Origin of the sequence: Duncaniella sp. C9 (assembly GCF_004803935.1) — a bacterium.
Taxonomy (GTDB): domain Bacteria; phylum Bacteroidota; class Bacteroidia; order Bacteroidales; family Muribaculaceae; genus Duncaniella; species Duncaniella muris.
The window spans coordinates 1,910,251-1,928,050 of the sequence record NZ_CP039547.1 but is presented as its reverse complement, the minus strand read 5'-3'; the positions used below and the strand labels follow the sequence as shown (position 1 = coordinate 1,928,050).

Sequence of the window (17,800 nt, the reverse complement as noted above, 5' to 3'; positions counted from 1 at the left end):
TACTTTCTGTTCAGAAGCCAGCTTATATCTCTATGGTAATCTTTGGAGTCAGCCGGCAGCCGATGCTTTCTTTAAAATCACACAGTCCTACGGCTGGAATGCCGTCAGATGAAGCCGGTCCCAGATCAAAGAAGCGCACACCACTTGTCGGGATGCTTTCGGCATAGTGCCTGATTATATTGTATGACAGGAAGTTCATGGGTCGGAAATCACGTCCTTCCGGCAGATCGCCCCAATAGATCAGCTGAACCGTTTCCGGCGAAGTATGATAGATAATCGCCGAGGCTATGCCCTTACCCTCTTTCCTGACGATAAAGAAATCCATACTGATGATCTTCGATGTCGCCACAATGTCATCCAGAGTCATATGCACAGGATAGCCGTGACTTTCGTGATTCACGCGGATAATGCTGTAGATCTCCTCGATCTCGGCATCAGTCGGATCAACGCAACACTCGAATTCAAGCCCACGGCGAACGGATGCCGAGAGATTGCGCCGCGCGCTGGCCCACAGACGCTCATCGAACAATGAAAAATCACTGAGCGAATAATGATAATTGAAATCGGCATAAAGCTGCCGCCCGCCGCCCGACAGCAGGCAGAGAGCCTGACGGCTGAAACGGGAACAGTCGCCGTCATAACAGGCCGGAGGCAAAGTGACCGCCACCGGCTTTCCACATGCCCGTCCATATGCCTTAAGCTCCACAGCTGCGTCAAGATAGTATGACAGGCGCTGTGGCCCACGCTCCTCCATCCCGCCGAACGGAGCGGAAAACGGAGAACGCAATAGTCCGCCACGCTCTCCAAGTATGATCCCCAGACGGATCTTCCCCTTGTCATCTGCAAAGGCAAGATAGTGCACATCGTCACATTTGCTACGGTTCAGCTGACTGAACTCCACAGAATTGAATGTATGTGATACCGACTTAAAAAGTGCAGCATATTCATCGGGGGTAATTCGCTTAAGTTGCACGTGAAAAACTCAAAATTCAAAAAACAGTTAAACTCAAATTGCTATTGCAGTTCTCCCTTACCCTCACGGATAATCTCAGGTGAGCGACTGTCAGTCAGATCGACCACCGTAGACGGCAAGGGCATGCCGCCTGAGAGGCTCTCACCGTCTCCGCCGTCATCAATCAGCAGCTCTGCCTGCCCCTCGAAAGCCAAGGCCAATTCCTGGGCATCAAATTCAGGCACTTCGTCATCGACCTTCAGCGACGATGAAAGTATCGGATGTCCGAGCCGGGCCGCTATCGCCATAGCTATCTGATTGTCAGGCACACGGATTCCCACCTCTTTTCTCCCTTTGAAAACTTTAGGCAGAGAAGTCGCCGCAGGCAGTATGAACGTAAACGCACCCGGCAGGTTCCTGCGCAGAATTCTGAAAGCCTCGTTGTCGATACGGGCATACTCGCTGGCCATAGAAATGCCGTCGCAAACCACTGACAGAGTCTGTTTCTGAGGATTCACACCTTTGATCCTGCAGAGCCGTTCAATCGCACCGTTGTTAAGGGCATCGCAGCCCACGGCATAGAGCGTATCTGTCGGATAGATGATAATTCCACCAGCCCGCAGGCAGTCTGCCACCTCATCGAGATATCGCTCGTTGATGCTACTGGGATACATTCGTAAAGTCCTCATATCTATATCTGTCAATGTTTTTTATGATATACAAAAATATCGCTAATCGGCTGCCGGGCGCAGTCGAGGCCAGATGATTGATGATAAATCCCTGCGGTTTGTGATGATGAAATAACACCTGTAGACCAACACCGCATAGATAGCCCCGACAGCGCCACCCACAAGAATATCAGACGGATAATGGACACCAAGATACATTCTTGAATAGCATACAGCCGCTGACCATGTGATCATCAGCGCTGTCATCCATTTCAGCCTTGTCAGCAGAATCATGAACACAGCCAAAGCCACGGTATTGGCCGCATGACATGACGGAAACCCGTATCTGCCTCCGCGATATCCGTTGACAAGCTGAATGAAAGCGCTGTCTGGATTGTCGGGATGCGAAGGACGCAGACGTTCAAAGGCAGGGCGTATCAGTGTGGCGCACGTCTGGTCGGCAAGGGCTATGATGGCCCCGATGCTCAACAGCACAAGCACCATCTTCCGCCAGCCGAAACGATAGCCGATAAATGCCGTCAACATAACGTAAAACGGTATCCAGGTCGCTTTCCCGCTTACAAACCACATAATATGGTTAAAGACGGGACTATGCGCTCCGTTTATGGCAAACAATATCGACTGCTCAAATTCTTTCCACATAGCTGGATCTAACAAAGAGTATTCCATAATAATCCGTGAAGAGTGTATCAAAAGAAGGTCTTGGAATGTGATAATATCAGAAACATCGAGGGTTGATTGGCACCCTCCGGCAATGAAAGCCGGACAATCAGCTTCCAATTCGACAAAGTTACTAAAAAAAACGAAATATCGACCTGCATCGTCATCACAAAACATCACTGCAAGGCTCTGATTTAAATATTTTAACCATTGATTTGCCAATCTTGGAAAAATTAGATAATTTTGTCCTTAATTGTAAAATGTACAGCCTGACACACTCTGCCGGGCTGCTATATGCCAACTGTCAACCACCAAACCCTATAAGCGCCTTCTCCGGATGAGCTATCATTTGCTTCGCTTTTTCTTCAGAATTATGTCACGTCTGCCATTCAGCGTACTCTATGCATTGTCAGGTGTGATGTATCTGCTTTTATACTACGTCATCCGCTACCGTCGGAAGATTGTCCGCAAAAACCTCACTGAATCATTTCCTGAGAAAAATAGCAACGAAATACTCGGCATCGAAAAAAAATTCTACCGCTACTTCGCCGACAATATAGCCGAAAGTTTCAAAATGTCAGCCATGTCACCTGAAGAGATGGGGCGGCGCATGCGCTTCACCAATGTCGAAGCCGTCAACACCGTGCTGCGTCAGAGCACATCAGTAGCACTCTACCTCGGCCATTACGGCAACTGGGAGTGGGTCTCCTCGATGCCGCTCCACCTTGAAAAGAGCGCAATCGCCGCCCAGATCTATCACAAGCTGCGCAACAAGGCAATGGACCGGATCATGCTCGAACACCGAGGCTCCCACGGCGCCGTCAACGTAGACATGTACAAAACCGCCCGCTACATCACCGAACTATCGGCACGCCATCAGACAAGCATCATCGGATTCATCGCAGACCAGTCGCCCAAAAAGCGCGAGGTGCGCCACTTCCTTCAGTTTCTCCATCACAAGACTCCGGTCCTTACCGGCACAGAGAAGATCACGAAACACTACGGCTTCGACCCTTGGTTCGTGCGCATCCGGAAAGTAGGCCGTGGATATTATGAAGCTGAATTCATCCACATGCACGACAATCCGAAATCTGTCCACGACTTCGGGCTGACACAAATCTATTACGAAATGCTCGAACAAGCCATCCGCGAAACCCCCGAACTCTATTTGTGGACCCACAACCGATTCAAACACGCCGAGCTGTCAGAACCCACAAACGCCAACACCCTATAACACCCCCGGAAACTATGGAAATAGATTTTGTAATAACATGGGTCAACATGGATGACCCCGAATGGCAGAAGGAATTTGCAAAATACTCCGGGAAAACCGTGACGGAGAAAAACAGCGTCACCGATGCCCGCTTCCGCGACTACGGCTTCCTGAAATACTGGTTCCGCGGCGTGGAGAAATTCGCCCCCTGGGTGCGGAAAATACATTTCATAACAAGCGGGCAGAAGCCCGACTGGCTCGATGCGGAAAACCCGAAAATCAATCTCGTCAGCCACAAGGACTACATACCGCAGCAGTTCCTGCCGACCTACAACTCGGTGGTGATCGAACGCTACATCCACAAAATCCCCGGCCTCGCCGACCACTTTGTCTACTTCAACGACGATTTCTATATCATCAACAGCATTACCCCCGAACGCTTCTTCCGCAACGGACTGCCATGCGACATCGCCGCGTTCCAGTACAACCCCTCCTGGTCTCAGTGGTATCGCCGCATCAAAAACAACATCCGTATCATCAACGCCAACTTCAGCAAGCCTGAAGTCATGGCCCGCTTCCATGACAAATGGTTTGACAAAAGCTACGGATCGCGAGCCCGCTGGAACTATCTGCTTAGATATTACGACAAGTTCATCACCCTCAGGACCCCCCACAACGCCCAGCCCTACCTCAAAAGCACTTTCGAGGAAGTCTGGCAGGCCGCAGGAAAGGAACTCACGGCCACATCCGTCAACCGTTTCCGCGCGTCTGATGACTACACTCCCGAACTTTTCCGCACATGGCAGATATGCAAAGGCAACTTCGAGCCTTACAACACCTACAGCGACACCAAAATGTTTCCGCTGATGATCAAATCGAAGAAAGCCATAAAAGCCATCCGCGAACAGTCTTATTCGCTCATCTGCCTCAATGACAACATTCATATCCGCAACTACAACCAGATCATGGCAGAAGTGCGCGATGCTTTTGAAAGCATTCTCCCCGAAAAGTCGAGCTTTGAGCTTTAGACAGACGCCAAAGCCAAGATAGCCTTTTTCGAAAAACACTGATGCCAGACGTTATTCTAACCACCTTTCAAAAAAATCACCCGGCATGAACAAGGTAGCTGCAGAAATAATCGCGGGGCTGATTCCCCGCAAAATGGCAAGGAACCGCTGGCGCGGAATACTGCGCTACGGTGTCATCAAGGCCTTGAAACTGAAATTCCGTCTGAAACGCGACCACCGTAAGCCAGACTGTCGGCTTGCAGTCTGTGCCATAGCCAAAGACGAAGGCCCGTATTTCAAAGAATGGCTTGACTGGCATATCAGCCAAGGCGTGGAGAAGTTCTACATCTATGACAACGAAAGCACCGACTGCACCCGCGAAGTGCTCCGGCCCTACATTGAGTCCGGTGTGGTGGAATACTGTTACTATCCCGGCTATCGCCGTCAGATAGCAGCCTATGACGACTGCATGGACCGTCACCGCTTCGACACCCGCTGGCTCGCATTCATTGACCTTGACGAATTCATAGTTCCGATAGCCGACAGTTCCATTCCGGAATTTCTCAAGCGTTTCGAAGACTCGCCTGCCGTCGAGATCAACTGGCTGATCTATGGCAGCGGTGGCGCGGAAAAGAAATCGCCTGATCCGGTAATGCAGCGGTTCAGACACCACTCACTCCCCGGCCACAGACTCAACCGCCACGTGAAAAGCATTGTTGATCCGCGGCGAGTGTTCGTCATGACCGGATGCCACGAAGCGGCGCGCATCGACGGAATAGCTGCGGATTCGCACGGCGATCCTATCACGCGAAATTTCCGCGAACGCGAACCGCAGCAAGACGTGATCCGCGTAAACCACTACGCCGTAAGATCAAAAGAAGAATTTATTGAAAAGCAGAACCGCGGACGGGCAAGCGGAACGCAACGCACCATACCGATGGACTATTTTTACAACTATGACCTAAACGACATAGCCGAATAAACACCGACCGGCCCGCACACATACAGATTCTGCTGTCAGTGTGCGAGCCGGATTGTTATAACTTGCAACCGTGGTTATTTCTCGAACCCTGATTTTTTTGGAAAACGGCTCTTGAGATACTCTGTAACGCGCTCGCGGTCATTCTGATCGGCATACTGCGAGTCGTTCATGCAGAAAAGCAGCGGATTGTATTTCTCAAGCTTCTCATAGTGCGAATGATTGTCAATATGAAATCTGAACGATGTTTTCTGCGACACATATTGCAGATGGCCCTGCTTCTCGGCTATAGCCGCATAGGAATAAATGTTGCGCTGGACATCGTTGTCACTGCGAACATGATTAGTCAGCGTCGGTTCGATCTCATCCTTGAACACATCTTCAAACACATGGCGGCAGAAACTCTTATTGTAAGCATCTATATTGTGATGTGTCTTTCCGCCATAATAGACTCCGTAACGTCTTTCTACCATTCTGGCCGAATTCTGAATGGTAAGGTTATAGTTGCTTATTTTGCGTTTAAGCAGCTTGCTCTTCAAGAATAAGGTCAATCTCCTGAACGGTCTGCGGTTAAGTCTGAGTATCGGGAGACCGTCAGATCCGAAAAAATCGGCAGGAGTGACAGGCCTGTTTATAAACATGTCATCATTGGCATACAGAAAATGCTCTCCAAGCCCCGGAATCCGGTAAAGGAAATGTTCGATCACAGGCGAATTGAAAGTCGGAAGATATTCAGCCGGTATGATTTCCGTGTGGTCAACAATCCTGATCTTCGGATTGCTGACATCAAGCCACCGTGGCACCTGATTGTCTGTCACAATGAAAATCCTTCGGATCCAGGGAGCATACATCTCCACAGCCCGCAGACTGAACTTAAGTTCATCATTGTCGGCATAGCGCCCCTCGCAATTTACAGCCGAACCGTCTTCGGTCCGCCCTATTGTCGCATTACGCTTTGCGCGCCACTGCGGATCATTGCCGTTGACCCACAGATAAACCAGATCCACTTCCATAGCTTTCATTGACTTCATACTATTTTTCAAATTCCGACTTATTCGGAAAACGTCTTTCCAGATATTCACTTGAGCGCCTTCTATCCTCGTCCGTTGCAAACTGAGAATCATTCATGCAGAAAAATATCGGATTATATTCTTCCAGTTTCTGATATTGCTCAACTTCATGGATCTGGAGACGGAACGATGTCTTCTTATTTACATACTGAGCATGAGCACGCTTTTCCGCCAGTGGAACATAAGAATATATGTGACGGTTAATATCTTCATTATCCCGTATATGATGAACCAGTGTAGGCTTGATCACATTCTTAAACATATTATAGACATGCTCATAATCGCTCTTGCGGTAAGAATCGATATTGTGATGAGTCCTATCTCCAAAATAGATTCCCAATTTACTGTTTACAAGATTGGCAGCATTGGCAATCTGACGATTATATCCACTCAATTTCTTTTTTAATATTTTCTGCCGAAACCACACATAGCTTTTTCTGAATAGACGACGGTTCATACGTACAATCGGGAAACCGTCTGCTGCAAAAAACGTCTCTGGAGTGACGGGACGATTGATGAGCATATCATCATTCCCATATAGAAAATATTCTGACAAGCCGGGAATTTTATAAAGGAAATTTTCAATTATGACAGAATTGAAACAAGGACGGCTTTCTTCAGGCAGAATTTCTGAATGATCTACTATCTGAATTTTCGGATGAGCTGTATCAAGCCATTCCGGCACCTGATTATCCGTGACTATAAAAATCTTACGGACCCAAGGGGCATATAGCCCTATAGAACGCAGACTGTATTTTAATTCTCCATTATCCATATAGCGTCCTCTGCAGTTTACCGAAGTATGACCTATATCCCCTGTTACAGATTGGCGTTTGGCCTGCCACTGCGGATCATTACCATTGACCCACAGATAAACCAGATCTATTTCCATATCTTGCTTTTTCGTTTATTTCTCAAGTTGATTATTAACTTCCGGATATCTTTGTATAATAGTTTTGAATGCGATGTCGTTACGATCAGTTCCGGACTTAAAGTTTACTGTCTTCAGAGCAAGTTCGCGAGGCTTACCAAGTCCTTTAGGCTTATTGTGAGGGCCGAAAGGCACAGGTATTACTGTTCGCCCATTAGCTACCGCCGCCGCCCAGAACCATATATCATCAGTGGTCGGAGCCAATGTAGTGAACATTTTTTCGTCAAGCATATCGGCTTTGAGCGAATGAGGCGGATAGAGCACACCTCCGACTCCTGTCTGAATTATATTCGGGCTGATTTTGATTTTACTACCGATAAAATGATACCACCTGAGTTTTGGCCATTTTCGATATGGTTTGTCAGGCACTATCCGTTTTGCTCTGTGAGCCAGAATATGGCCAGGAAAACGTTTATGAAGACGGAGCAGGCTATCGAGCATGTCTGGATGATAGTCTGTATCATCATCTATTGTCACAATGACATCCTCCGGAAAATCCTTAAGCGCCGGAATCAGTTTGCGATACGACCTTATTTCACTGGCATAGTCCCTGATTTCAAAAATCGGATTCTTATCGGCAAGGTCAAGCAGATCTTGCGGAATTCCGCAATTTTCAAACTGGGAATATGTCAGATAAAGCACAATTTTGTCAGGAAGCACAGACCCTGCAAGAATTGATTTCACGGTCGGCAATACAAATCGTATCGCAGCAGGAAAAGATGTCAATGACACGATTACACGTGTCTTTTCATTGTCTCCGTTTGTGTTTATCATTCTTATGGTATTCTTTAATCAAAGCGCGAGGAGTACTTCACAAAGGTAACAACTTATTCCGAGCTATGCAAACTTTCTGAAAGTTGCCAGCCGGCGGATTTCTCCGACTTGAAAGATTTCATGAGTAAAAGCGACCTCTTTGATTGCATTTTAGAATAAAAACCGTATCTTTGCGCATCAATTTCTAAGAATTATTACAATATATGTTACGAATTGCCATTCAGGCCAAAGGTCGCCTCAACGAAAAAACAATGGCTTTGCTTGCCGATGCGGGAATCTCGGCGTCAGTAGGGAGCCGCTCCCTCATCGCCCATGCCAAGGGCTTCCCAGTAGATCTTTTGCTACTCCGTGACGATGATATTCCACAGGCTGTCGCAATGGGCACAGCCGATCTCGGAATTGTCGGGCTCAACGAAGTGGAAGAAAAAGGCGTGGATGTCCATCGGATAATACCGCTCGGATTCGGCGGTTGCCGTCTGAGTCTCGCAGTGCCACGCGAGGCCGATTACAAAGGGCTCGAATGGTTCAACGGACGCCGTATAGCCACATCTTATCCCGCCATACTCTCGCGCTTTCTTAAAGAAAAAGAGATCAGCGCCGAGATCCACACCATAACCGGTTCGGTGGAGATAGCTCCGGCAATCGGCATGGCCGATGCAATCTTTGACATTGTTTCTTCCGGAGGCACTCTTATACAGAACGGCCTCGTGGAAGTGGAGTCTGTGCTCGAATCTCAATCTGTACTGATAGCCACACCGGATCTTCCGGCCGAAAAGCAGGAGGAACTTGACAAGCTCTGTTTCCGCTTCCGCTCTATAATCGAAAGCCGTGGCATGAAATATGTGCTCATGAACCTGCCGAAATCATCGCTTGACGAAGCCCTGAAGATTCTTCCCGGAATGAAAAGCCCTACAATCCTGCATCTGGCTGATCCGGAATGGCTTTCGCTCCATGCTGTGATCCCCGAATCGCAGCTTTGGGAAAAAATCGAGCAGCTGAAAGGCATCGGAGCCGAAGACATACTCGTGCTCGTGCTTGAAAACATTGTCAAATAAGAGGGCACTTAATCAGACACAACAATGGATACCTATATAAATCCGCCGCGCGCCGAGTGGCCGCGGCTTACCGAGCGCAACATTCCTGATGATCCGGCGGTCGACAAAGCCGTCAGCGGAATCATCGCTGACGTCAGACTGCGTGGAGACGAAGCTCTGCGCAATATGGCCCTGCGCTTCGACCACACTGAAATCAGCTGTTTCGAAGTCTCGGAAGCTGAAATAGCCGAAGGATGCGCCAAGGTCAGCGATGGAGTCAAAGCCGCCATCAGCCTGGCCAAGGAAAACATAACACGCTTTCACTCGGCCCAGCGCCCGGCCGATGTCGATGTAATGACAATGCCCGGCGTCCGCTGCGTGCAGAAGCCTGTGGCCATTGACCGCGTAGGGCTTTACATACCAGGCGGTCGTGCCCCGCTCTTCTCCACAGTGCTCATGCTCGCCTGCCCTGCCCGGATAGCCGGATGCAAAGAGATAATACTCTGCACACCGCAGAGCGGCAACCGTCCGATAGCACCTGAGATACTCTATGCAGCCGCTGTCTGCGGCATAGACAGGATCTACAGAATAGGCGGCGCGCAGGCCATCGCAGCAATGGCTCTCGGCACCGAAAGCATTCCGAAAGTCGACAAGATCTTCGGGCCGGGCAACCGCTATGTCACCAAAGCCAAGCAGCAGCTTTCAGCAACTGTGGCTATTGACATGCCCGCAGGTCCGAGCGAGGTTCTAGTAATGGCCGATGACAGTGCCAACCCGACATTCATCGCCGCAGACCTCCTCTCGCAAGCTGAACACGGGCCTGACAGCCAGGCGATACTCGTCTGCACCTCCGAGCGCATCGCGTCAGAGACGCAGGCTGAAATCAGCCGCCTGTCAAAAAAACTCAGCCGCGAGGACTCTGTGGCCGGATCGCTCTCCCACAGCCGTCTGATTGTAATGGACGGGCGCGATGACATGATCGATTTTGTCAATGCCTATGCGCCGGAACACCTGATCATCTCCATAAAATCACCCTGGACAGTGGCCCAGGAGATACGCGCGGCAGGCAGTGTGTTCATAGGCAATTACTCTCCGGAAAGCGCAGGAGACTATGCGTCAGGCACAAACCACACACTTCCCACCTCTGCCTGGGCGCGGGCCTACAGCGGCGTGAACCTCGACAGTTTCATGCGCAAGATCACCTACCAGGAACTCACGCGCGAAGGCCTCGGACTGCTCGCGCCTGCTATCACCGCAATGGCCGAAGCCGAAGGGCTTGACGCTCATGCGCTTGCTGTCAGCGTACGCACCCAATCCGACACCTAAACACCTTTACCGCAATGAATCCTCTGAGCTTTGTACGCCCCAACATACTCTCTCTGGAGCCATACTCGACCGCCCGTGATGAATTCAAAGGTGGCGACATCTCCGTGTGGCTCGACGCCAATGAAAGCCCCTACCCCTCAGGACTCAACCGCTACCCCGATCCCCATCAGAAGGAGCTGAAAAAAGCGATTTCCGCGTTGAAAGGCATAGCGGCCGATAATATATTTATAGGTGGCGCAGGCAGTGACGAGGCCATCGACCTCACCTATCGCATCTTCTGCCGCCCCGGAATTGACAATGCCATTGCAATAGCTCCGAGCTACGGGGTCTACGCCGTAAGCGCCTATATCAATGATGTAGAACTGCGCAGCGTGGCACTGAACGAGGACTTTTCTCTGCCGGTAGAGGCGCTCCTCGCGGCCGCAGATGAAAACAGCAGACTGATGTGGATCTGTTCGCCCAACAACCCGACCGGAAATTCATTCAGCCGTGCCGACATTCTTCGTCTGGCCGACAGTTTCAACGGCATGGTGGTGGTTGATGAAGCCTACATAGACTTCTCGGCTGAGCCGTCGCTTCTTGCAGATATAGCCACACATCACAATCTGATAGTGATGCAGACATTCTCGAAAGCCTGGGGCATGGCCTCGCTGCGTATGGGCATGGCATTTGCCGTGCCTGAAATAGCCGAACTGTATGGCAGGGTGAAGTATCCCTACAATGTCAACGGTCCGACACAGGCCGGACTGATCAGACGCATCGCCGAAACTGACATCAGCCCCCAGGTGGAGGAAATCAGACAGCAACGCGATTATCTCGCCAAGACTCTGGCCGCCCTTCCTAAAGTCAGAAAAGTCTATCCTTCGGATGCCAACTTCCTGCTCGTCAAAGTCGATGATGCCGATGCGATGTACAGCTATCTGACAGAACACGGAGTAATCGTAAGAAACCGCAACAAGGTAACAGGCTGCGGCAACTGCCTGCGTTTCACCGTAGGCACACCCGAAGAAAATGCCCGCGTGGTGGCTCTTCTTGAAAAATTCTGATATCCACGAACCGACTTTATACTCATGCAAAACCAACTCAGCTATGGCAAAGAAAGCTATTTTCATTGACCGCGACGGCACAATTATAAAAGAGCCGGCCGACGAGCAGATCGACTCGCTTGAGAAGCTCGAATTCGTACCCGGCGCAATCTCCGGGCTCCGCTCACTGATGAACCGCGGCTATGAACTGGTCATGGTTTCGAATCAGGACGGCCTCGGAACAGCCTCATTCCCGGAAAAGACCTTCTGGCCGGCCCACAACCGCATGCTCTCCACTCTTGAAGGAGAAGGCGTGAGGTTTGACGATATACTGATAGACCGTTCGTTTCCGGCTGATAACGCTCCGACCCGCAAACCGCGCACCGGAATGCTCACCGCCTATCTCGGCGGTGACTATGACCTGGCAACAAGTTTCGTTATCGGCGACAGGATGACCGACATCGAACTCGCGCGCAATTTAGGTGCACGCGGCATACTCATAGGCCACGCCGGCAACACCGAAAACATCGACGGATGCGAACTCGTCAGCGACAGCTGGGATGAGATTGCCCGCCATATTCTCTCGGCAGACCGCATGGTTTCAATAATACGAAACACGTCCGAAACACGCATCAGCCTGGCGCTCGACCTTGACGGGCATCTGCCCTCGGCGATAGACAGCGGCTTGAAATTCTTCGACCATATGCTCTGGCAGATCCCGCACCATGCCGGAATTTCGATCGATCTGAAATGTGACGGCGATCTTGAAGTAGACGAACATCACTCGATGGAAGATATCGCCATTGTGCTCGGCCAGGCGATAGACAAGGCTCTCGGATCGAAAACCGGCATTGACCGCTATGGATTCGTGCTGCCGATGGACGAGTGCAAAGCACTTGTACTGATCGACTTCGGAGGCAGGGCTGATTTTGTATGGGACGTGGAGTTCACTCGCGAATATGTAGGCGACACCCCTACAGAGATGTACAGCCACTTCTTCAAATCGCTCTGCTCCGCCATGCGCTGCAATCTCCACATCAGCGCGCGCGGCGAAAACAACCACCACCTGATCGAAGGTGTGTTCAAAGCCTTCGCCCGTGCGCTACGCATGGCCGTCAGACGTGACGTGTTCAGCTATAACCTGCCATCAAGCAAAGGAATCATATGATAGCCATAATAGATTACGAAATGGGCAATCTGCGTTCGGTAGAAAATGCCCTCAGCCGCCTCGGAGCCGAGTGGAAACTGACCTCGGATCCGGAAGAGATACGCAGTGCCTCGCGGGTTCTCCTGCCGGGGGTCGGAAACGATGCCGAGGCTATGGGACGTCTGCGGGAACGCGGACTTTGTGAAGTGATCCGCAATCTACGCCATCCGGTGCTCGGCATCTGCGTAGGCATGCAGGTTATGTGCCGCCACTCGGAGGAAGGAGATGTTGACTGCCTGGGGATCTTCGATGCCCATATCCGCCGTTTCCCTGAAGAAGAAGGTCTTAAGGTGCCCCATGTAGGCTGGAACCGAATCAACAATCTGGAATCGAAACTGCTCAAAGATATCGGCCGGGGAAGCTATGTCTACTATGTGCATTCATATTATGCCAATCTCTGTCCTGACACCATCGCGACCACCCGCTATGGCACCACTCTTTTCAGCGCGGCGCTCAAATATGAAAATTTCTACGGTACTCAGTTCCATCCCGAAAAAAGCGGTGATGTCGGCGAGCGGATTCTCGCCAATTTCCTGAAACTGTAGGCCATGCATGCCACAAAAAACATATACGGTTCACTGCCAAGTCTATCCCCCAGATACACCAACAGATAAAAAAACGATGATCGAAGTAATCCCTGCCATTGACCTGATCGACGGAAAGTGCGTCAGGCTCTCTCAAGGCGACTATGACCGTTGCACCGACTATAATCTCTCGCCTGAAGACATGGCGAAACGTTTTGCCGACCACGGGCTGACACGCATACACGTCGTTGACCTTGACGGTGCCAAGGCAAGTTCTCCGCGTAATCTCCACACCCTCGAACAGATTGCCCGCATCAACGGAGTGACGGCTGAATGGGGAGGAGGCATAAAAACCGGACAGGCGCTGAAAGATGTGTTCAACGCAGGAGCAACCTATGCGATCATCGGCAGCATAGCAGCCCGCGAACCTCAACTGATGACTGAATGGCTACAGACCTATGGCGGCGAGAAGCTGATACTCGGAGCCGATGTGCGCAACGGCAAAGTTGCCGTCAGCGGATGGCTGGAGGAAACAGCCGATACGATTGACGATCTGCTTGCCCGTTTTATCCCGTCAAGTCTTTCCCAGGCCATCTGCACCGACATATCAAAAGACGGAATGCTTGAAGGTCCGGCTTTCGGTATGTACACACGTCTTCAGGAAGCGTTTCCGGATGTTGTGTTCACCGTCTCCGGCGGCATCAGCTCAATCCGTGACATCGAGCGCCTTGACGCACTCGGCCTGCGGCGAGTCATTACAGGCAAAGCTATCTATGAAGGCCACTTGGCACTCAAAGAATTACAGAGATACGCCAGATAACACACACCAAAAGCTTCTTAACACACTGCCGGCTGACAGCGACCGGTGACAAAAAAGCCTGACAGCCCGCGGACATGACGCGAGTGTCAGGCTTTTTCGTTATTCAGAGGCTCTTATCAGACTGTGGCTGCAGCCGTAGCTGAGGCAGGAGCCAGCCTATTGGCCATTTCAACAGCCTTTGTGATATGGTCGCAGATATGGTCATCGCCGAGGAGCGTATTGACACCGGCGTTGACAAGCGCTGCGCGCACATTCTCACGCACGCCGGAAAGAACCACCTGGATATTCTCGTCATGCGATGACTTGATGAGCACTTCAAGATTATGGATGCCCGTAGAATCGATAAACGGCACTTTGCGCATACGGATGATGCGGACTTTGGGCTTCTCGCCGATGGTGGTGCGCATCAGCTCATCAAACTTTGTGGCGACACCGAAGAAGAACGGGCCATCGATTTCATAGACCTCTACACCGGGGTTGACGTTGAGCATCTCGTGATGTGTGGTTTCAGAACCTTCGGCAATGTCAAGCTGCTCGGAGTAAACTTTGATCTCAGTGTTTTCCATCACACGGCGCAGGAAGAGGATTACAGCAAGAAGGAGTCCCATCTCAATTGCGATGGTCAGATCGAAGATGACGGTCAGAAGGAAGGTAAGGACAAGCACTGAGATGTCGCTCTTCGGATTGTGGAAGATGGCACGGATTGTGCGCCAGCCGCTCATGTTGTAGCTGACAACAATCAGGACTGCAGCAAGGCAGGCCATCGGGATCAGGTTGATCAGAGGCATAAGGAAGAGGAAGATCAGGAAGAGGACAATGGCATGAACGACACCGGCTACGGGGGTGCGTCCGCCGTTGGTGATGTTGGTCATTGTGCGGGCAATCGCTCCGGTGACGGGGATGCCACCGAAGAAAGGCACGATGATGTTGGCCATGCCCTGGCCGATAAGTTCGGTGTTGCTGTTGGTGCGTGTTCCTGTCACACCGTCAGCCACGGTTGCTGACAGCAGTGATTCGATAGCTCCGAGAATCGCGATTGTGAATGCCGAGGGGAGCAGGCGGTTGATCGTGGCCATGCTCAGTTCAAATCCGTGAGGTTCTGGTATGTCAGTGGATAGTGAGCCGAAACGATCGCCGATAGTCTCGACATGAAGACCGGGCACAAGTGACACCACCAGTGTCACAAGTATAATGGCTATCAGTGCGCCTGGCAGACGACGAGAAATTTTGGGAGTGACAATGATGATTGCCAGAGCCGCAAGGCCTACTCCGAGAGTGATCCAGTCGACATTGCCGAAATTTGAAAGATACATGCCCCACTTCGGGATGAACTCGCTCGGCACGTTTTTCAATCCAAGTCCGAAGAAGTCGTTGATCTGTGTGGAGAAGATTGTCAGCGCGATACCTGCCGTAAAGCCCACCACAATCGGATAAGGAATGAACTTGATGACTGTTCCGAGGCGGAATATGCCGAGAGCCACAAGGATGAGTCCGGCCATCAACGTGGCCACCGCCAGTCCTTCAAGACCGAAATTGGCAATGATATTGTAGACTATCACGATGAACGCACCTGTAGGGCCACCGATCTGCACCGTGCAGCCGCCGGCTGCCGAAACAATGAAGCCACCTATTATGGCTGTGATGAGACCGACTGTGGGGCTGACGCCACTGGCTATACCGAAGGCGATTGCAAGCGGGAGAGCCACAATGCCTACCACTATACCGGCCACAAGGTCGTTTTTAAACTTGTCAAAGGAATAATTTTTCAGAGTCGAAACCAATTTCGGCTTGAAATCAAGAGAAGCTGCAAAATTCATTAGAAAACTTCCTTAGTTACTATATATACTGTTATGCCGACACATCTCAGTGCCGATTTTCTCTATTGGAAACAATTCAATCGGAAGAAAGCATAAAGGCAACGGTCCCCAATGTCCCCCCGTTTGAGGGTGCAAAATTACTTAATTTCCGCCAAAATTCACTAAAATAGACAAAATATTTCCTCCTAATAGCCTCAATAATTGGCGAGACTTATAATTTAGCAATGATTGGCTCAAGCTGTGCAAAGTTTCAGGCAGCACCAGCGGTTGAGGGTAGTGTGTGATTTATAGGTAAGACCGAGGGGTTCGGCGGCTGACATGATAACGGGAATATCCTCTTCATAGAATCCGCTCAGCAGCATTGTAGCTCCGGAGGCAAGAGTGGCCGCATAGGCTGCAATGTCTGCGGTGATGATGTTGCGGTTGATATTGGCAATGAACAGGTTCACATTCCTTACCTTTGCAAGTTCTGCAACATCTCCGAGATGGAGTTCAACGGTTTCAGTGGAATTCAGACGCATGTTCTCCACCGCGTTTGTAAAGGCGAATTCATCAATCTCCACCGCATCTACCCGGCGGGCGCCTCGCATGGTTGCGAGGATGGCAAGAATTCCGGTGCCTGTGCCCATGTCAACCACATTGAGCCCCTGGAGGTTCATGGCAAGCAACTGGCGGATGACAAGCGAAGTAGTGGCATGGTGGCCGGTTCCGAAAGCCATCTTGGGGTCTATGACAATATCATAGCGGCATTCGGGAATGTCTTTGTGGAAAGAGCTGTGGATGACACACTGGTCATCAATCACGATCGGCTGAAAGTAGTTTTTCTCCCATTCCTTATTCCAGTCCTGCCCCTCTACAAGTTTCCGGCTGACTGTAAACGCGGTCTCCATAGGGAAATCAGCCAAAAGGGAATCAATTTCTCTGTGGTCAAAAAGTTCGGCCTTTATATATGCGGTCAGTCCGGTTTCATCCGGCACAAAACTTTCAAACCCTGCTTGGGCAAGCAGGGCGGCAAGAATATCGGTACGGGTCTCGTCACACGGGGTTGCATCGAGACGCAGTTCTATGTAATCGTTCACTTCAGAGTGTTCTTTGTTTATTCTGTTTGTTTATATTATGATAGTTTATTTTCGTTTGAACCAACGCATTACCTTGAATGCCTTGCTTCCGAGGCGGAAAGTAACAAGAGCTATGTCAAGATAGCTGAGAGTGCCAAGAACCTTACCAAGCATGCCCCCTGATTTCACCGGATTGACTTTTTTCAGTCCGGTGAAGTTGCGTTTCAGCCGGTCACGGCTGATTTCGATACGGGCGGCAGTATAGGCCCGCATATAGCGAAGTTCATCAAGTGTATAGCCCTTCCATTCGGCTTTTTCGTGAGGGAGTTCCTTTGCTGTACTCATAACTGTGATGTCAGGGATTGAAGAAAAGACGTGAAACGAAACGGGCAATCGGATTTATGATCAGCTGCTTTCTGAATGCGAGAGCCACAGCAAGCAGAAGCACATAGAAGCCACACATTATAAAATAAGCCCAGATCATGCCTACCCCGGTAGCGATACAACGCACCACTGCGAGTGATAGAAAAAACATGATCAGAGAAATGAGGACAAATGCCAACAAGGAGAATGACAGCATTGTAAGAAGCATGGTAAGCTTTTCGGCTGCCGTCAGTCTGGCATAGTCTATGTTTAACTTCAGTGCGGAGCGCAATTCAGCCCACAGCACACTGAACTGATTCTGTTGTTTGTCGGGCATAGATGATAAATGTG

At 50.4% G+C, this 17,800-nt stretch carries 19 protein-coding genes; 9 read left to right on the top strand and 10 right to left on the bottom strand.

All coding sequences use genetic code 11. The features are described 5' to 3' along the window. Positions 1-22 precede the first annotated feature (22 nt). The 3 genes from E7745_RS07835 to E7745_RS07825 form a co-directional block, all read right to left on the bottom strand. Positions 23-901, bottom strand: a complete 879-nt coding sequence (locus E7745_RS07835; RefSeq protein ID WP_123398071.1) for a hypothetical protein — start codon at positions 899-901, stop codon at positions 23-25. Between the two features lie 113 nt (positions 902-1,014). Further along, complete coding sequence (locus E7745_RS07830) at positions 1,015-1,641, bottom strand: L-threonylcarbamoyladenylate synthase (RefSeq protein ID WP_107031594.1); 627 nt, start codon at positions 1,639-1,641, stop codon at positions 1,015-1,017. A 42-nt stretch (positions 1,642-1,683) separates the two neighbouring features. Further along, a complete protein-coding gene (locus E7745_RS07825; protein WP_240740268.1) occupies positions 1,684-2,166 on the bottom strand; it encodes a rhomboid family intramembrane serine protease in 483 nt (160 codons plus the stop codon). 472 nt (positions 2,167-2,638) lie between these two features. On the opposite strand from E7745_RS07825, the gene E7745_RS07820 reads away from it, so the two are divergent. The 3 genes from E7745_RS07820 (at position 2,639) to E7745_RS07810 (ending at position 5,503) form a co-directional block, all read left to right on the top strand. Further along, positions 2,639-3,535, top strand: a complete 897-nt coding sequence (locus tag E7745_RS07820; RefSeq protein ID WP_123398072.1) for a lysophospholipid acyltransferase family protein — start codon at positions 2,639-2,641, stop codon at positions 3,533-3,535. A 14-nt stretch (positions 3,536-3,549) separates the two neighbouring features. Then, the gene (locus E7745_RS07815; protein WP_136408586.1) at positions 3,550-4,542 is read left to right on the top strand and encodes a stealth family protein; all 993 of its coding nucleotides are present in this window, start codon (positions 3,550-3,552) and stop codon (positions 4,540-4,542) included. Between the two features lie 85 nt (positions 4,543-4,627). Continuing rightward, on the top strand, positions 4,628-5,503 hold the full coding sequence (locus tag E7745_RS07810; protein ID WP_107031592.1) for a glycosyltransferase family 92 protein: 876 nt from the start codon (positions 4,628-4,630) through the stop codon (positions 5,501-5,503). Positions 5,504-5,577: 74 nt separating this feature from the next. On the opposite strand, the gene E7745_RS07805 is transcribed toward E7745_RS07810, so the two are convergent. The 3 genes from E7745_RS07805 to E7745_RS07795 are packed head-to-tail and all read right to left on the bottom strand — an operon-like array spanning position 5,578 to position 8,143. Then, positions 5,578-6,531: a stealth family protein gene (locus tag E7745_RS07805; protein WP_160630604.1), complete on the bottom strand. Its 954-nt coding sequence runs from the start codon at positions 6,529-6,531 to the stop codon at positions 5,578-5,580. A 1-nt stretch (position 6,532) separates the two neighbouring features. Continuing rightward, positions 6,533-7,462, bottom strand: coding sequence for a Stealth CR1 domain-containing protein (locus tag E7745_RS07800; RefSeq protein ID WP_107031603.1), 930 nt, complete (start codon positions 7,460-7,462; stop codon positions 6,533-6,535). Positions 7,463-7,477: 15 nt separating this feature from the next. Then, on the bottom strand, positions 7,478-8,143 hold the full coding sequence (locus tag E7745_RS07795) for a glycosyltransferase (protein WP_240597643.1): 666 nt from the start codon (positions 8,141-8,143) through the stop codon (positions 7,478-7,480). A 335-nt stretch (positions 8,144-8,478) separates the two neighbouring features. On the opposite strand from E7745_RS07795, the gene hisG reads away from it, so the two are divergent. The 6 genes from hisG (at position 8,479) to hisA (ending at position 14,211) form a co-directional block, all read left to right on the top strand. After that, the gene (hisG, locus tag E7745_RS07790) at positions 8,479-9,330 is read left to right on the top strand and encodes an ATP phosphoribosyltransferase (RefSeq protein WP_107031589.1); all 852 of its coding nucleotides are present in this window, start codon (positions 8,479-8,481) and stop codon (positions 9,328-9,330) included. Between the two features lie 24 nt (positions 9,331-9,354). Continuing rightward, on the top strand, positions 9,355-10,635 hold the full coding sequence (gene hisD, locus E7745_RS07785) for a histidinol dehydrogenase (RefSeq protein ID WP_123398077.1): 1,281 nt from the start codon (positions 9,355-9,357) through the stop codon (positions 10,633-10,635). A 14-nt stretch (positions 10,636-10,649) separates the two neighbouring features. Further along, on the top strand, positions 10,650-11,681 hold the full coding sequence (hisC, locus tag E7745_RS07780; protein ID WP_124075550.1) for a histidinol-phosphate transaminase: 1,032 nt from the start codon (positions 10,650-10,652) through the stop codon (positions 11,679-11,681). Positions 11,682-11,724: 43 nt separating this feature from the next. After that, positions 11,725-12,828 carry a bifunctional histidinol-phosphatase/imidazoleglycerol-phosphate dehydratase HisB gene (gene hisB / locus E7745_RS07775; protein WP_124075549.1) on the top strand — a complete coding sequence of 368 codons (1,104 nt, stop codon included), beginning with the start codon at positions 11,725-11,727 and terminating at the stop codon, positions 12,826-12,828. Continuing rightward, on the top strand, positions 12,825-13,412 hold the full coding sequence (gene hisH / locus E7745_RS07770) for an imidazole glycerol phosphate synthase subunit HisH (RefSeq protein WP_136408585.1): 588 nt from the start codon (positions 12,825-12,827) through the stop codon (positions 13,410-13,412). The genes hisB and hisH overlap by 4 nt, the downstream gene beginning before the upstream one ends. A 76-nt stretch (positions 13,413-13,488) precedes the next feature. Continuing rightward, the gene (gene hisA, locus E7745_RS07765; RefSeq protein ID WP_136408584.1) at positions 13,489-14,211 is read left to right on the top strand and encodes a 1-(5-phosphoribosyl)-5-[(5-phosphoribosylamino)methylideneamino]imidazole-4-carboxamide isomerase; all 723 of its coding nucleotides are present in this window, start codon (positions 13,489-13,491) and stop codon (positions 14,209-14,211) included. Between the two features lie 116 nt (positions 14,212-14,327). Here hisA and E7745_RS07760 read toward each other — a convergent pair whose 3' ends face one another. From E7745_RS07760 to E7745_RS07745, 4 genes are all read right to left on the bottom strand, one after another. Next, entirely contained in the window at positions 14,328-16,028 is a 1,701-nt protein-coding gene (locus E7745_RS07760; protein ID WP_136408583.1) for a SulP family inorganic anion transporter, read from the bottom strand. A gap of 233 nt (positions 16,029-16,261) precedes the next feature. Further along, positions 16,262-17,107: a 50S ribosomal protein L11 methyltransferase gene (gene prmA, locus E7745_RS07755; RefSeq protein ID WP_107031582.1), complete on the bottom strand. Its 846-nt coding sequence runs from the start codon at positions 17,105-17,107 to the stop codon at positions 16,262-16,264. Between the two features lie 45 nt (positions 17,108-17,152). Continuing rightward, positions 17,153-17,431 (bottom strand): hypothetical protein, encoded by a 279-nt coding sequence (locus E7745_RS07750; protein WP_136408582.1) that lies wholly within the window; start codon positions 17,429-17,431, stop codon positions 17,153-17,155. 10 nt (positions 17,432-17,441) lie between these two features. Beyond that, the gene (locus tag E7745_RS07745) at positions 17,442-17,786 is read right to left on the bottom strand and encodes a hypothetical protein (protein WP_107031580.1); all 345 of its coding nucleotides are present in this window, start codon (positions 17,784-17,786) and stop codon (positions 17,442-17,444) included. Positions 17,787-17,800: the final 14 nt, after the last annotated feature.